The sequence below is a fragment of the Streptomyces griseobrunneus genome (genome assembly GCF_046713465.1).
Classification (GTDB): Bacteria; Actinomycetota; Actinomycetes; order Streptomycetales; family Streptomycetaceae; genus Streptomyces; species Streptomyces microflavus.
This window is the reverse complement of record NZ_CP177080.1, coordinates 989,349-1,004,466: the sequence shown is the minus strand read 5'-3', so window position 1 is coordinate 1,004,466 and position 15,118 is coordinate 989,349. Positions and strand designations below refer to the sequence as shown.

11 protein-coding genes are annotated in these 15,118 nt (G+C 73.2%); 5 read left to right on the top strand and 6 right to left on the bottom strand.

All coding sequences use genetic code 11. From position 1 onward, the window contains the following. Window positions 1-30 precede the first annotated feature (30 nt). Together ACK8N7_RS04685 and ACK8N7_RS04680 are read left to right on the top strand one after the other, a co-directional pair. Window positions 31-1,620, top strand: coding sequence for a GMC family oxidoreductase (locus ACK8N7_RS04685; protein ID WP_500441078.1), 1,590 nt, complete (start codon window positions 31-33; stop codon window positions 1,618-1,620). 123 nt (window positions 1,621-1,743) lie between these two features. Beyond that, on the top strand, window positions 1,744-5,124 hold the full coding sequence (locus ACK8N7_RS04680; protein ID WP_500441076.1) for a hypothetical protein: 3,381 nt from the start codon (window positions 1,744-1,746) through the stop codon (window positions 5,122-5,124). A gap of 65 nt (window positions 5,125-5,189) precedes the next feature. Here ACK8N7_RS04680 and ACK8N7_RS04675 read toward each other — a convergent pair whose 3' ends face one another. From ACK8N7_RS04675 to ACK8N7_RS04655, 5 genes are all read right to left on the bottom strand, one after another. Beyond that, on the bottom strand, window positions 5,190-6,164 hold the full coding sequence (locus ACK8N7_RS04675) for an acyl-ACP desaturase (protein ID WP_403210452.1): 975 nt from the start codon (window positions 6,162-6,164) through the stop codon (window positions 5,190-5,192). A 192-nt stretch (window positions 6,165-6,356) separates the two neighbouring features. Continuing rightward, the gene (locus ACK8N7_RS04670; protein WP_500441074.1) at window positions 6,357-8,654 is read right to left on the bottom strand and encodes an ATP-binding cassette domain-containing protein; all 2,298 of its coding nucleotides are present in this window, start codon (window positions 8,652-8,654) and stop codon (window positions 6,357-6,359) included. A gap of 67 nt (window positions 8,655-8,721) precedes the next feature. Continuing rightward, entirely contained in the window at window positions 8,722-10,353 is a 1,632-nt protein-coding gene (locus ACK8N7_RS04665; RefSeq protein WP_500441072.1) for an ABC-F family ATP-binding cassette domain-containing protein, read from the bottom strand. A gap of 236 nt (window positions 10,354-10,589) precedes the next feature. Further along, window positions 10,590-11,006, bottom strand: coding sequence for a spore wall synthesis regulator SsgD (ssgD, locus tag ACK8N7_RS04660; RefSeq protein WP_403210458.1), 417 nt, complete (start codon window positions 11,004-11,006; stop codon window positions 10,590-10,592). 228 nt (window positions 11,007-11,234) lie between these two features. Beyond that, window positions 11,235-11,537 carry a YciI family protein gene (locus ACK8N7_RS04655; protein ID WP_500441070.1) on the bottom strand — a complete coding sequence of 101 codons (303 nt, stop codon included), beginning with the start codon at window positions 11,535-11,537 and terminating at the stop codon, window positions 11,235-11,237. Window positions 11,538-11,590: 53 nt separating this feature from the next. Between ACK8N7_RS04655 and ACK8N7_RS04650 the strand changes: the two genes are divergently transcribed. Both ACK8N7_RS04650 and mmpA read left to right on the top strand, forming a co-directional pair. Next, window positions 11,591-12,283 (top strand): endonuclease V, encoded by a 693-nt coding sequence (locus ACK8N7_RS04650; RefSeq protein ID WP_015612670.1) that lies wholly within the window; start codon window positions 11,591-11,593, stop codon window positions 12,281-12,283. 78 nt (window positions 12,284-12,361) lie between these two features. Next, window positions 12,362-12,505, top strand: coding sequence for a morphogenic membrane protein MmpA (gene mmpA / locus ACK8N7_RS04645; protein ID WP_403210462.1), 144 nt, complete (start codon window positions 12,362-12,364; stop codon window positions 12,503-12,505). 34 nt (window positions 12,506-12,539) lie between these two features. On the opposite strand, the gene ACK8N7_RS04640 is transcribed toward mmpA, so the two are convergent. Continuing rightward, window positions 12,540-13,730: a saccharopine dehydrogenase family protein gene (locus ACK8N7_RS04640; RefSeq protein WP_500441068.1), complete on the bottom strand. Its 1,191-nt coding sequence runs from the start codon at window positions 13,728-13,730 to the stop codon at window positions 12,540-12,542. Between the two features lie 237 nt (window positions 13,731-13,967). Here ACK8N7_RS04640 and ACK8N7_RS04635 point away from each other — a divergent pair, with 237 nt between their 5' ends. Next, entirely contained in the window at window positions 13,968-15,110 is a 1,143-nt protein-coding gene (locus tag ACK8N7_RS04635) for a CaiB/BaiF CoA transferase family protein (RefSeq protein WP_500441066.1), read from the top strand. Window positions 15,111-15,118 lie beyond the last annotated feature (8 nt).

Sequence of the window (15,118 nt, the reverse complement as noted above, 5' to 3'; positions counted from 1 at the left end):
GCAGGCATCCGCACCGGGCAGGGAGTCGCGATGACCACCACCTACGACTACATCGTCGTCGGCGCCGGATCGGCGGGCTGCGTCCTGGCCGCCCGGCTCTCCGAGGACCCGACGGTCGGCGTCGCGCTCGTGGAGTCCGGCGGACCCGACCGGAAGCCGGAGATCCGCATTCCGGCCGCCTTCCCGAAGCTGTTCAAGACCCCGTACGACTGGGATCTGCACACCGTCGCCCAGCCGGGCCTCGGCGGCCGCGAGCTGTACTGGCCGCGCGGCCACGGCCTCGGCGGCTCCTCGTCCATCAACGCGATGATGTGGGTGCGCGGACACCGGGACGACTACGACACCTGGGCCCGGAGCGCGGGCGGGGAGTGGTCCCACGACGCCCTCGTACGGTACTTCCGGCGCGCGGAGCAGTGGACAGGACCCACCACCGACGGCACCGTCCACGGCACCGAGGGGCCGCTCTTCATCTCGCCGCCCCGCGACCCGAGCCCGCTGAGCGCCGCGTTCCTCGCCGCCTGCCGGGCCGACGGACTGCCGGAGCTGCCCGAGCTCAACGCGCCGGACCACAGCGGCTGTGCCCTCTCCCCGCTCAACCAGCGCCGGGGCCGCCGCTGGAGTGCGGCCGACGGCTATCTGAAACGGGCCGCCCGCCGGCCCAACCTCCACATCCTCACCGGCGCCCGGGTCCGCTCCCTCACCTTCGAGGGATCCCGCGTCACCGGCGTGGAGACGGAAGCCGGTACCGGCCGCCTCACCGCCCGCCGCGAGGTGATCCTGAGCGCGGGCGCGATCGGCTCGCCCCAACTGCTGCTCCGCTCGGGCATCGGTGACCCGGAGAAGCTCCGCGCGGCCGGGATCGAGGTGCGTGCCGCCTCCCCGGACGTCGGCCGGAACCTCCAGGACCATCTCTCCTTCGCCGTCACGGTCCGCTGCCCGCATCCGGTGACTCTGACCGGCGCCGACACACCCGCCAACCTCGCGCGCTACCTCCTCGCCCGCCGCGGGCCGCTGACCTCGAACGTGGGGGAGGCCGTGGCGTTCGTCCGCTCCACCCCGGAACAGACCGCCCCCGACCTTGAGCTGATCTTCGCCCCGGCGCCCTTCATCAACCACGGACTGGCCGCCCCCACCGAGCACGGCATCACCCTCGGCGTCATCCTGCTCCAGCCCGGGAGCACCGGCCGCATCACCCTCGCCCCCGACGGCACCGGGGTCCGTATCGACCCGGGATACCTCACCGACGGGTCCGACCTCTGCCGCCTCATCGCGGGCGTCCGCCGTGCGGAGACCCTGCTCGCCTCCCCGCACCTCGCCGCCCACACCGGCGAACCCATGGGCTTCTACCCGGGAGTGGTCGACGACACGGAGCTGGCGCGGGCGATCCGCGGCGCGGCCGAGACCCTCTACCACCCCGTCGGCACCTGCCGCATGGGCGAGGACGAGGGCGCCGTGACCGATCCCCGGCTCCGGGTGCGCGGCGTGACGGGACTGCGCGTCGTCGACGCGTCGGTGATGCCGAGGATCACGCGCGGCCACACCCACGCCCCGACCGTGGCCCTCGCCGAGCGCGCCGCCGAACTCATCCGCGCGGACGCCCGGGTGGCGGCGGTCCGCTAGGGCCTGTCCGCCGGATCAGGGCCGGACACGCCCTGGCCCACCGGTCCCGCTCGCACACCGTCGGCAGGCCCCGGCTCCGTAAACCCGTGGGGCGGGCACCACCCGGCACGGCACAATCCCCCCATGACCGACGCCCAGCCACTCGTCCTCGCCGCTGTCCTCCTCGACGCGCTCGACCCCCTGCCCCACCCCCGCCGCACCCGCGAACTCGCCGCCCGTGCCAAGCGGTTGGCGGCCGAAGGGCTGCTGCGCCCGGTGCTGGAGGAGCTGGAGGACGGCGATCCGTACGAGCGGCGGATCGCCGTGGTCGCGGCCGCCGTCGGCCGGGACGCCGAGTGGATCGGTGCGCACATCGCCGACGAGGACGGCGTCGTACGCGGGCAGGCCCTGCGCGCGGCCCGGAGCCTCGGGGTGCCGGACCAGGTGTACGAGGAGGCGTTCGCCGACGCGCCCGCCGCCGTACGGCGCCAGCTCGTCCGCGCCATCGTCCTGGACGGCCGCACCGCGCTCGCCGACCGGCTGGTCCCCACCCTGCGTACGACCTGGGGCGACCCGGAGGCGGCCCGCCTGCTGCCCGGGTGCTCGGCCGCCACGGCGGCGGAGCTGCTGCCCGCACTGCTGCGCTCGGTGGGCTGCTGGTCCTCGCTCGGCCACCACCACCCCGGCCCGCTGCTCGACACGGCCGAAGCGGAGCTGGCCGCCCTGCCCGCCGCCGAACGCGACGGCTGGTGGCACTGGTACGGCCACGACCGGGGCATCGCCGCAGCGACCAGGGCCCTCCCGCACCGGGTGCTCGACCTGCTCGAACGGTACGGCCCCGCCCGGCTCCCGGGGTCGCTCTTCCGCCGCCTGGGACACCTCGCCGGCGCCGGCCCCACCCGCTTCGCCCGCCTGCTCCTCGCCCCCGACACCTGCGCGATACCCGAGCGGGCACTCAGCCGCACCCTGGTCCACCGACTCGTGGGCGACCTTCCCGACGACCTCATAGCTGAACTCGGGCGCAGCTCACCGGAGTTGCTGCCCCGCCTCCTCCGCGCCCTGGCACCCCACCGCCGCGCCGCCGTCCACGAAGCGGTCACCGCGGGCCAGGGCGAGGGCGTCGAAGCCGCCGTCGACACCGACCTGCTGGACGCCCTGCCCCGTACCCATGTGGCATCCGTCGCGCGGCGCCTGGCCGACCGCGCCCGGAGCCGTGGCGCCGACCGGGCCACCGTCCTGCGCGCCGAGTCCTACCTCCCCTTCGACGAGGTACGGGAACGGCTCCTGGCCGCCACCCGCGAACCCGCCGCCGCCGACCGCGCCGCCGCCTGGTCGCTGCTCGTCCGCAACGCGGGGCGCTCCGGCGACCGGGCCACCGTCGCCGCCGTGCTGGAGGACCTGCAGCGGCTGCGCAACGAGCAGGACCCCGTGCGCTCCACCGCCCTGCGGGCCCTGCTCACCGTCCCGCCCGTCCTTTTCACCGACGCCGTGGAACCGCTGCTCGACCGCATCGCCGCCGACGCGGTGGAGGCCCGCGACTCCTCCGCCGGGACCCGCTCGGCCCTCAGCTCGCTGGCTGTCGCCGTCCTGCGCGAACACGCGGTCACCGGCGAGCGCGCCCTGCTCAACTGGTCGCTGCGCACCCTGGTCCGGATCTCCGGCAACAGCGGCAGCGCCGACCTCGGACGCCTGGACCGGACCCTGCGCCGGGGCCAGGAGCACACCGTCCTCGAAGCGCTGCTGCCCTGGCTGGAAGCGGGCGCCGAACGCTCCGACTACGACCTCGTGCTCGCCCTCGCCCGGGCGCTCGGGCGCCGCGCCGACACGATGCCCGGCCTCCAGGACCTCCTCTGGCAGGCCGTGAGCTACGGCGCCAACCCCACCGCCCGCAGCGCCGTCGAGCTCTGGCTCCGGCAGCCGGCGGACCGGGACGCACGGGTCGAGCGTCTACTGACCCGCGACCCGTCCGCCGCCGCCCTGCCCGCCGTGCAGCGGGTTCTGACGACCCGGCGCACCGACCTGCTCGACGGGTACCTCGGCGGGACCCCGCCCTGGGGCCGCTTCCTCACCCCCGGCACGGTCTGGACCGTCGGCACCGAATACGCCGGGACCCGCTGGGTTCCCCGCCAGCAGCGCGCCGTGCAGGGGGAGTTGGAACGCACGGTGGCGGACGGGAAGCTGCCGCTGTACGCACGCGGGGCGGCACTCGGCCTGCTCGCCGGGCTTCCCGGGCGGGGCGCCGACGCCCTACGGGGATGGGTGGACGACCCGGACGTTGTGCTCGCGGAAGCCGCGCTGGCCGCCCTCGCGCACACCGACCGGCCCGCCGACGCCCTGCCCGACCTGCTCGCCCACGCCGGGGACGACCGTGCCCGGGTCGCGCTGTACGCGGCGGGGCGGGCCGCCGCCCACGCCCGCCCCTCCCGGCTCCGCGTGCTGCTCGCCGCCCGCACCGCACCCGGCACGGGCAAGGTGACCAGCCGCAAGGAGACGGTCCGGCTGGCCGCCGCCCTGCTGCCCCTGCCGGACGCGGCCGCCCTCCTCGCCGACGCGTACGCGGAGCCGGACCAGCACCCGGACGTGCGGGCCGCCTGCGTCGCCTCCGGTACGGCGCTGCTCGGTGACGAGCGGATGTGGGAGGTGATGGCGGACGCGGCGACGGGCGGGCGCGCGCTGCGCACCGCCGTACTGCGGACGCACCCGAACGAGCTGGACCCCGGCCACCGGCCGCGCTACGCCAGGCTGGTCCAGAAGGTGTGCGGATCGGATGACGACGGACTCGCCGCCCTCGGGCACCGGGCACTGGTCCCGTGGCTGCCCTGGGCACCCGGAGCGGCCACGGTCCTGGTCGAGGCGCTCACCGACATGGACCGGCGCGGGACCTGGAGCTCCGCCGCCGACGCGCTCGCCGCGGCCGCCCCGGTCACACCGCAGGCTGCCACGGCGCTGCGGCGCGCGCTGATGCTGCTGGCGACCGGGGAGACGGCGGACGACGCCGGGGCGGAACGCGACCGGCCCGCCCGTCAGCGCATCGGCCGGCTGACCGGGGCGCTGACGGGCTGGCCGCAGGCGTACGACGCGCAGGGCCGGGCCGTGCTCGGCGAGGCCGGGCGGGTCCTCGCGGGCCACCGCGACCTCGTACCGCAGGCCGTGTCCCTGCTCGCCGAGTCAATCGAACTGGACGGTACGGACGCCGACGCGCTGCAGGCCGCCCTGGTGGAGCTGGCGGCCCTGCACACCGGCCGTCCCGCGCTCGCCGCCCGGACCGCGGCCGCCGTCGGCCGCCGTGCCTGTTTCACCCGTGGCGCGTACGCCGGTGACCCGGAGACCCTGCTGGTCGTCGTCGCACGGCTGGCGGGGACCGAAGACCTGGCCGAGGGGCTGCTCGCCGCCGAACTGACGGTGGCCTGCGGCCGGCGCACAGCGTGGACCGGACCGTGGCGCACCCAGCTGCGGATGCTGCGCCAGCACCCCTGCGGCGATGTGCGCGATATGGCGTACGCGGAGGTCACGGCGGTGGAATGACACGGGGGGATGACAGGGCGGAACGACGGCAGACGAGTGCCCGGCAGGGCGGCGGGGCGACGGTGTCAGGCGCGGCCGCGCGCGATCATCCGCGCCTTGCGGGCGGCGAGCTTCTCGTCGAACTTCGACGCCTCGCTGTCCAGCCCGCTCATGTACAGGCCGAGCTCCTCCTGCGCCTTCATGCCCTCCGGGCCGAGCCCGTCGATGTCCATGACCTTCAGGTAGCGCAGCACCGGCTGGATCACGTCGTCGTGGTGGATGCGCATGTTGTAGATCTCGCCGATCGCCATCTGCGCGGCGGCCCGCTCGAAGCCGGGCATGCCGTGTCCGGGCATCCGGAAGTTGACGACGACATCGCGCACGGACTGCATGGTGAGGTCCGGGGCCAGCTCGAAGGCGGCGCCCAGCAGATTGCGGTAGAAGACCATGTGCAGGTTCTCGTCGGTGGCGATCCGGGCCAGCATCCGGTCGCAGACCGGGTCACCGGACTGGTGGCCGGTGTTGCGGTGGGAGACGCGGGTGGCCAGCTCCTGGAAGGCGACGTACGCGACGGAGTGCAGCATCGAGTGCCGGTTGTCCGACTCGAAGCCCTCCGCCATGTGCGTCATGCGGAACTGCTCCAGCTTGTCCGGGTCGACGGCGCGCGAGGTGAGCAGGTAGTCGCGCATCACGATGCCGTGGCGGCCCTCCTCGGCGGTCCAGCGGTGCACCCAGGTGCCCCAGGCGCCGTCGCGGCCGAAGAGGGAGGCGATCTCGTGGTGGTAGCTGGGGAGGTTGTCCTCGGTGAGGAGGTTCACCACGAGGGCGATCTTGCCGATGTCGGTCACCTTGGACTGGTCGGCCGACCACGCCTCGCCGTCCTCGAAGATGCCGGGGAAGTTCCGGCCGTCGGAGAAGGGGACGTACTCGTGGGGCATCCAGTCCTTGGCGACATTGAGATGGCGGTTGAGTTCCTTCTCCACCACCTCTTCCAGCGCGAACAGCAGCTGGGCGTCGGTCCACGCCTTCGAACTGCCGAGGTGGGGAGAGGTGATCGTCACGGGGAGCTCCTGGGGACGGGAGTGGGGGACGGGAATTACCTACGGATTCGTAGGTTACGTGACCGTAGGTTAAGGCGACGGTAAGGGCTAAGCCAAGCCCGTCCCCGCGGGCACCCGATTACGTACCGTTATGCGCGCAGCTCACGGCCGGATCCGGCGGGCCTCAGGAGGTCTCCGGCGGGTCTTCGCAGGTCAGCGGGGCCCCACGGGCAGGACCGTGTCAAGGCCCGGATCCCGGCGAAGGTACCTGGCGGTAACCGAGGCGCCGTCCGCCAGCAGCCCCTCCGGCGTCCCCTCGAAGACCAGCTCGCCGCCGTTCTTCCCGCCGTCCGGACCGAGGTCGATCACCCAGTCCGCGCGCTTGAGCACCTCCAGGTTGTGTTCCACGCAGATCACCGTGTTTCCCGCGTCGACCAGCCGGTCCAGCAGATCCACCAGCGCGCCCGTGTCGGCCAGGTGCAGCCCGGTCGTCGGCTCGTCCAGGACGTACACGCTGGAGGCGCGGTGCAACTGGGTGGCGAGCTTGATCCGCTGGCGCTCACCGCCGGAGAGCGTGCTGAGCGGCTGGCCGAGCGTGAGGTAGGTGAGGCCGACCTCGTCGAGCGTGCGCAGCTTCCGCAGCAGTGCGCGGTCCTCGAAGAGCCCGACCGCCTGCGCCGCCGTCATCTCCAGCACGTCGACGATGGACCGGCCGCCGACCCGGTGCTTCAGCACGTCGTCGTGGAACCGGCGGCCGTCGCACTCCTGGCAGGTCGTGGTGACCGGGTCCATGAAGGCCAGATCGGTGGAGATCACCCCGCGGCCCGAGCAACCCGGGCAGGCGCCCGCGGAGTTGAAGCTGAACAGCCCGGCGTCGACACCGTTCTCCCGGGCGAAGACCTTGCGGATGGTGTCCAGTGCGCCGATGTACGAGGCCGGGGTCGAGCGGGAGGAGGCGGTGATCGCACTCTGGTCGACGACCACCGCCTGCGGGTGGGCCGCCGTGAACACCTCCGAGACCAGCGTCGACTTGCCCGAACCCGCCACACCGGTCACGACGGTCAGCACGCCGGTGGGGAACGACACGTCCAGCCCCTTGAGGTTGTGCAGATCGGCGCCCCGGACCGGGAGATGGCCGGTGGGGGAGCGGAACTCGCGCTTGAGCGGGGTCCGTCGGCGCAGACACCGCCCGGTGAGCGTGTCCGCCTCGCGCAGCCGGTCGAACGGCCCCTCGAAGACGACATGCCCGCCCTCCGCCCCGGCGCCCGGCCCCATGTCGACGATGTGATCCGCGACCGCCATCACATCCGGGTCGTGCTCGACGACCAGCACCGTGTTGCCCTTGTCCCGCAGCCGCACCAGCAGATCGCCGAGCCGCCCGACATCGCGCGGATGCAGCCCGACACTGGGCTCGTCGAATACGAAGGTCAGCCCGGTCAGTGAACTCCCCAGGTGCCGCACCATCTTGAGCCGCTGCCCCTCACCCCCCGAGAGGGTGGTCGTCTCCCGTTCGAGACTGAGATAGCCGAGCCCGATCCCCACGAGCCGCTCCAGCCGCTCGCTGGCCGCCGCCGCGATCGGCCCGCCCACGGGATCGTCGATCCGCGCCAGCACGCCGACGAGATCGGCGACCTCCATCCGCCCGTAGTCGGCGGGCGAGAGCCCGTCGACGCGGGTGGCGAGCGCCGCCGCGTTCAGCCGCGCCCCGCCGCAGGAGCCGCAGACCCGCTCGACGGTGAACCGGTCGGCCGCCGCACGCCGCTTCTCCGACAGCGATGCGGTGTCGCGCTTGAGGTAGAGCCGCTCGAACCGGGCCACGACCCCCTCGAACCGCATGTCCGCCGAACCGGTCCGCATGTCGACCCGGACGGTGAACCCGGATCCGTACAGCAGGAGTTGGCGCTCCTCCTCGCCGAACTCACGCAGCGGCAGATCGTTGTCGAACCGCCCCGACCCGCCGTACAGGCTCCACTCCCAGCTGCCCACCGAGAGGCCGGGCAGCAGCAGCGCCCCCTCGTTGAGCGACTTCGACCAGTCCACCGCCCGGTCCAGGTCGAGCCGGACCGTCCGCCCCACCCCGTCGCACTCGGGGCACATGCCCGCCGGGTCGTTGAAGGAGTACGCGGTCGCCCCGCCGGCGCTCGGAGTGCCGTACCGGGAGAACAGCACCCGCAGCACCGACCAGATGTCCGTCGCCGTGCCCACGGTCGAGCGGACGTTGCCGCCCAGCGGCTTCTGGTCGATGACGACGGCCACGGACAAATCCTCCATGGACTCGGCCCGTGGCCGCTCGTACTTCGGCAGCCGGTTCCGCAGGAACGAGGTGAAGGCCTCGTTCAGCTGCCGCTGGGACTCCACGGCGATCGTGTCGAAGACGACGGACGACTTCCCCGACCCGGAGACCCCGGTGAAGACGGTGATCCGTCCCTTGGGCAGGGTGAGGGAGACGTCGTGCAGATTGTTCTCGTGCGCCCCGGTGATGACGATGCCGCGCTCGGTGCTGTGATCCATGGCGACGACGCTAGGCGGGATACCCGACAGCTTCTGTCGCCTTTTCCCGTGGATCCTCCCCGGCCGCTCACCGCCCCGCCCGGACCTCCTCCGCCGTGGTGTCCCGCAGCTCCCCGTCCAGCCGCAGCCACCGGGTGACCCCGATCGACTCCAGGAACGGCACGTCGTGGCTCGCCACGATCAGCGCCCCCTCGTACGCGTCGAGCGCCTCGGTCAGCCGCCGTACGCTCGCCAGATCGAGGCTGTTCGTCGGCTCGTCGAGCAGCAGCAGCCGGGGCGCCGGATCCGCCAGCAGCAGCATCGCCAGCGACGCCCGGAAGCGCTCCCCGCCCGACAGCGTCCCGGCCGGGTGGTCCGCGGCTCCCCCCTTGAAGAGGAAGCGCGCGAGCCGGGCCCGGACGCCGTTGTCCGTCAGCCCAGGGGCCGACCGCTTCACGTTGTCCGTCACCGACTGGGCGTCGTCCAGCGTGTCCAGCCGCTGCGGGAGGAATCCCGTCGGCAGCAGCGTCGTGGCCTCCCCGGAGAGCGGGGCGAGCTCGCCCGCGATCGTCCGCAGCAGCGCGGTCTTGCCCGCCCCGTTGCGCCCGGTCAGCGCGATCCGCTCGGGCCCGCGCACCGCCAGCTCCCCGCGCAGCGGAGGCCCGTAGGGCGGTACCGGATCACGCAGGAACAGCACCTCGCTCCCCGGATGCACCCGGGTCCGCGGCAGCTCGATCCGGATCTCCTCGTCCTCGCGCACCGCCAGCTCCGCCTCACCGAGCCGCCCCCTGGCCTCCGCCAGCCGCTCGGTGTGCAGGATCCGGTGCTTGCCGGCCGACTCCTGGGCGGACCGTTTGCGCTGGCCCATCACCACCTTGGGCTCCCGCTTGGTGTCCCACATCTTCTGCCCGTAGCGCCTGCGCCGGGCCAGCTTCATGTGCGCCTCGGCCAGTTCGCGCTTCTGCCGCTGCACATCGGACTCGGCGGCCCGAACCATGCGCTGCGCAGCCTCCTGCTCGACGGCCAGCGCCTCCTCGTACGCCGACAGGTTTCCGCCGTACCAGGTGACCGAGCCGTCCCGCAGATCCGCGATCCGGTCGACCCGCTCCAGCAGCTCCCGGTCATGGCTCACCGCGAGCAGCGCCCCGCTCCAGGCGTCGACCGCGTCGTACAGCCGCCCGCGGGCGACCGTGTCCAGGTTGTTCGTCGGCTCGTCCAGCAGCAGCACCCCGGGGCGGGCCAGCAGCAGGGTCGCCAGCCGCAGGAGCACGCACTCGCCGCCGGACATCTCCCCGGCGGTGCGGTCCAGCCCGATGTGCCCGAGGCCGAGCCCGTCCAGGGTCGCGCGGGCGCGCTGCTCGACGTCCCAGTCGTCGCCGATCACCGCGAAGAGCTCCTCGCGTACGTCACCCGCCTCGACGGCGTCGATCGCCGCGCGCCGGTCCGCGATCCCCAGCACCTGATCGACCCGCAGCGCGGTGTCCGGGGTCACGGTCTGCGGCAGGTACCCGAGTCCGCCTCGGATCCTGATCTCACCCTCCAGCGGGGCGAGTTCACCGGCGATCAGCCGCAACAGGGTGGATTTGCCGCACCCGTTGAGCCCGATGAGCCCGGTACGGCCGGGGCCCACGGCGAGGTCGAAGCCGGAGAGGACCTCGGTGCCGTCGGGCCAGGAGAAGGAGAGGGATGTGCAGCTGATATGGGTGTCGGACGCAGACATACGGATCTCCCGGGTACGTCGGGTAATGAGCTGAGGACGGCTGACGAGCTGAGATCGCACACGGGCGCCTGCGGCCACGACGGGGCGTGGCGGCGCTGCACGGTGCAGGGGACCTCAGATCAGCAACGTCCTTCTCCGATCCGACGACAACAGGAACATCACGAAGGTAGAACCGGGGCGCACGTCCCGGCAACGCGTTTTACGGCTGTGCGGCTACGGCGTCAGTGGTCCGCCGGTCAGCAGGTGCCGCCGAGCAGATCGGTCAGGTTCCGGTCCAGCTCCAGATAGCGGTGCTCTTCGCCCACCGGCACCAGCTCCTGCGCCCGCTCCAGGAAGCGGCGCAGCTCCGCCGTGCGTACGTGGACCATGGCGATGCCCTCGGCCGCGTGGAACTCCAGCACCGTCCGCTCGTACCCGAACGGCCTGACCCGGACGTCGCCCTCCCCGGCGGGAGTGTCGACCCCCGCCGTCAGCAGCTCGCGGGAGAACTCCCAGGACACCTCGGTCCCCTCCAGGGTCGCCGGGGCCGGGAACGCCATCCGCACGGCGAAGGGGTCCCTGCGGTCGTACTGCAGAGTGGCGGGCAGGGTTTCCATCCGCGGGGCGGACGCGACCATGCGGGCCTGCACGGACTGCTCGATAACGCTGGACAAGACCTGCTCCCTCTCGCGGCTGGGTGAACGGTTCCCGGCATTGGAGTAGACGACGGAACGCGTCGATCCGTGCACCGGCGGGTGGCGTGAGCTGCGTCACCGCCCACGCCCCGCCCCTCCTCCGCACTTCCCCGCACCCCCGCCCTCCTGCCCGCTTCTCGGCCGCGCATCCTGACCGGCGTGCGCTCCGGCCAGGGACGAAGCCGGGGAGCGCGTTGCCCGACCGGTCTACCGGCCGGGCAACTCCTGCTTGCACGGCGCAAGTTCGGCTGCGGTTCTGGTGGCGATGAATTCCGTGATCCGGTAGGCGCAGACCCCGTGTGCGGCGAAGGGGTCGGCTGCGGCGATCTCCTCGATCCGCTGCCGGTCGTCCCCGACGGCGAGGATCACCCCGCCGTCCCGGGGGTTCTTGCGGCCGGATGCGATGAAGACGCCCGCCGCGTACTGCTCGTCCAGCCAGGCGATGTGCTCCCGCATCAGCGCGTCCGCGCGTTCGACCGGGGCCGTGTAGGTCAATTCGAGTACGAACATGATCGCCAGGCTACGGGAGAGGGGGTGCCCCGAAACCGCCTAAGCTGCTGGTCATGACTACGCAGCCCACTCCCGCCCATGAGACCCCCGCAGACGAAGCCGAGGGCCGGGCGATCCAGGACCGCCTGCGCGGCCTGGTGGTGCTGGACGAGCCGGGGCCGCCGCCCGGAACCGGCCGGGTGACCGGGGTCGACGTGGCGTACGACGACGAGAAGGATGTCGTCGTCGCGGCGGCCGTGGTGCTGGACGCCGAGACACTGGAGACCGTGGACGAGGCCACCGCGGTCGGAAAGATCACCTTCCCCTACGTCCCCGGGCTGCTGGCCTTCCGCGAGATGCCCACCGTGCTGGAAGCCCTGGAGTCGCTGGGCGTCGACCCCGGCGTCGTCATCTGCGACGGCTACGGCCTCGCCCACCCGCGCCGTTTCGGGCTCGCCAGCCACCTGGGCGTGCTCACCGGACTGCCCGTGATCGGCGTCGGCAAGAACCCGTTCACCTTTTCGTACGAAGCCCCCGGCCCCCGGCGCGGTGACTTCTCCCCGCTGGTGGACGGCGAAGAGGTGGTGGGCCGGGCGCTGCGCACCCAGGAGAACACCAACCCGGTCTTCGTCTCCGTCGGCCACCGGATCAGCCTCGACAACGCCTGCGCCCACACCCTGCGCCTGGCCCGCCGCTTCCGCCAGCCCGAGAGCACCCGCCGGGCGGACGCCCTGTGCCGGCAGACCCTGCGGGAAGCGACCGCCTGAGGGGCACCGCTGTCTGCCGGATTCGACTGAGTATCTGTACGGATGGCATAAAGCGATCTTGCTGGGCAGGCTGAACACATGAACGCCACTCGCGCAGCCGTCCGTCCCGCGCCCTTCGACCCCGCCCAGCGCCGCATGGCCCTCGGTATGGCCCTCGGCGGGGTCGTCGGCCTCGTCTGGCTGGGCGCGATGCTCTACACGCTGGCCGGCTGGATCTTCTAGCGGAGCCCGCTCACCGCCCCGCCCCGGCAATCCTTCACCGCACCGCCGCCACCCGGAAGCGCAGCCCCGCCGCCGTCAGGCGCTCCAGCAGGGCATCGCCCATCGCCGTCGCCGTGGTGACCTGGCCGGAGGTCTCCGGGAGCTTGTCCAGGGCGAGGCACAGGGCCGACTCGGCGAGGATCTTGGCCGTCTCGTCGTAGCCCGGATCGCCGCCGGACACCTCGGTGAAGACCCGCCGGCCGCCGCCCTCCCCGACGAAGCGGATGGTGAACCAGCTCCGCCTGCGGCGCTCCGCGTCCGGCCCCTGCCCCGCCTCGTACCGCCCCATCAGCCACTCCCGTACGCCTTCGATCTGCGCGGCGGCGACCAGCGCACCTACGGCCGCCGGGCCGCCGAGGGCCATCGGCAGGGTCTTGACCGAGGCGAAGTGGCGGTAGCGGAAGTCGGGGCCGTACCGCTCCAGCGCCCGTGCCGAGCGGCCCACGATCGCCGGGTCCACGGTCGGCAGCGGCAGCGCCCAGGTGCCCGTGGCCCCGTTGAAGTGCGGGGAGCCGGCGGGGGTGCGGACCCGGCGGCCCACCTGGCGGGGCTCGTACAGCCGCCGCTCCCGGGCGGCCCGCAGCATCTGCGGCCCGCGTCCCATCGCGGTGAGCGCCGAGGCGAACGTACCGCCGGAGAACACGGCGTTGCTGCGGACGAAGCCGTCGACGGTCAGGGGCACGCCCTCCGGCAGCTGCTTGACCGTGAAGTACGCCCCGAGGTCATGGGGTACGGAGTCGAAGCCGCAGGCGTGCACGATGCGGGCGCCCGTCTCCCGGGCCCGCGCGTCGTGGCGCACAAAGGTCCGGTCGATGAACTCGGCCTCGCCGGTGAGGTCCAGGTAGTCCGTCCCCGCCTCGGCACAGGCCGCGACGAGCTTCTCGCCGTACAGGATGTACGGGCCCACCGTCGTGGCCACCACCCGTGCGGAGGAGGCGAGTTCGCGCAGCGCGTCCTCGTCGTCCGCGTCGGTCTCCAGCACTGGCAGCCCGGCGCAGCCCGGTTCGATCGCGGTGAGCCGTTCACGCAGCCGTTCCAGCTTGGCGCGGCTGCGGCCGGCCAGCGCCCAGCGCAGCCCTTCGGGGGCGTGTGCCGCCAGGTACTCGGCCGTGAGCACCCCCACGAAGCCGGTGGCACCGAAAAGGACGACGTCCAGGGGGCGTGCCGCCCCGTTCTGGCTGTTCACGAGTACCTCCGGGCACGGGGACGGGTGGAGACGTGGCAGGCAGGCTAGCGGAGGGGGCCGGCCGGTGTGCGGCCGGGCGGGGCGTCCTGCCCGCGCATGGAAGGTCCGGCCGGGATGCGAGAGGATCGCGGGGGAGAAACTAAGCGCTTGCTCGGCCCGGGGGGTTGTGCCGAGGGGGGAGCGTTCTTAGCATCGTTGATGTTACATCGGTTGTGTCACACCCATGGGGGCTCACAGATGGCGAAAGGCCCAAGGCCCGGGCACGGTCCGCTGACCGGTGTCCGTGTCGTCGAGCTGGCGGGCATCGGCCCCGGACCGTTCGCGGCGATGCTCCTGGCGGACCTCGGAGCCGATGTCGTACGCGTCGACCGGCCCGGCGGCCCGGCGCTCGGCATCGACCCCGCGTACGACATCACCAACCGCAACAAGCGCTCCGTCCTCGTCGACCTCAAGGACGAGGGCGGCGCCGGCCGCGTCCTCGACCTGGTCGAACGCGCCGACATCCTGATCGAGGGCTACCGCCCCGGCGTCGCCGAACGGCTCGGCGTCGGGCCCGACGCCTGCCTCGCCCGCAACCCGAAGCTGGTCTACGGGCGGATGACCGGCTGGGGCCAGGACGGGCCGCTCGCCGAGCGGGCCGGGCACGACATCGCGTACCTCGCGCTCACCGGCACCCTCTCCATGATCGGCAAGCCGGACGAGCCGCCCGTGGTCCCCGCCAACCTGGTCGGCGACTACGCGGGCGGCTCGCTCTACCTCGTCGTCGGGGTCCTCGCCGCCCTCCAGCACGCCCGCACCCCCGGCGGCGCGGGCCAGGTGGTGGACGCGGCGATCGTCGACGGCGCCGCCCACCTCGCCTCGATGATCCACGGCATGCTGGCCGCCGGGAGCTGGCAGGACCGGCGCGGCGCCAACCTGCTGGACGGCGGCTGCCCCTTCTACGGCACCTACGCCACCTCCGACGGCGGCCACATGGCGGTCGGCCCGCTGGAAGGGCAGTTCTACGCCGAGTTCGCCGGCCTCCTCGGCATCGCGGACGACTTCCCCGACCGGTGGGACCTCGCCCGCTGGGACGAGCTGCGCGCCGCTGTCGCCGAGCGCTTCGCGACCCGTACGCGGGCGGAGTGGACCGAGGTGTTCGACGGCACCGACGCCTGCGTGGCCCCCGTGCTCTCCCTCCGTGAGGCGCCCCACCACCCGCACCTCGCCGCCCGCTCCACCTTCGTCGAGCACGGCGGCATCACCCAGCCCGCCCCGGCCCCGCGCTTTTCCGCCACCCCCGTCTCCGTCCGCAGCGGCCCCGCGCGGCCGGGCGCCGACACGGACGCGGTCGCCGCCGACTGGGACGTACCGGGGCTCCGGCCCCACCCTCACGACTAGGAGACCCC

Bases quoted from the DNA above. Each gene is read 5' to 3' on its own strand.
- ACK8N7_RS04685 (WP_500441078.1), top strand. From the start codon at position 31: ATGACCACCACCTACGACTACATCGTCGTCGGCGCCGGATCGGCGGGC.
- ACK8N7_RS04680 (WP_500441076.1), top strand. From the start codon at position 1,744: ATGACCGACGCCCAGCCACTCGTCCTCGCCGCTGTCCTCCTCGACGCG.
- ACK8N7_RS04670 (WP_500441074.1), bottom strand. From the start codon at position 8,654: ATGGATCACAGCACCGAGCGCGGCATCGTCATCACCGGGGCGCACGAG.
- ACK8N7_RS04665 (WP_500441072.1), bottom strand. From the start codon at position 10,353: ATGTCTGCGTCCGACACCCATATCAGCTGCACATCCCTCTCCTTCTCC.
- ACK8N7_RS04655 (WP_500441070.1), bottom strand. From the start codon at position 11,537: ATGTTCGTACTCGAATTGACCTACACGGCCCCGGTCGAACGCGCGGAC.
- ACK8N7_RS04650 (WP_015612670.1), top strand. From the start codon at position 11,591: ATGACTACGCAGCCCACTCCCGCCCATGAGACCCCCGCAGACGAAGCC.
- mmpA (WP_403210462.1), top strand. From the start codon at position 12,362: ATGAACGCCACTCGCGCAGCCGTCCGTCCCGCGCCCTTCGACCCCGCC.
- ACK8N7_RS04635 (WP_500441066.1), top strand. From the start codon at position 13,968: ATGGCGAAAGGCCCAAGGCCCGGGCACGGTCCGCTGACCGGTGTCCGT.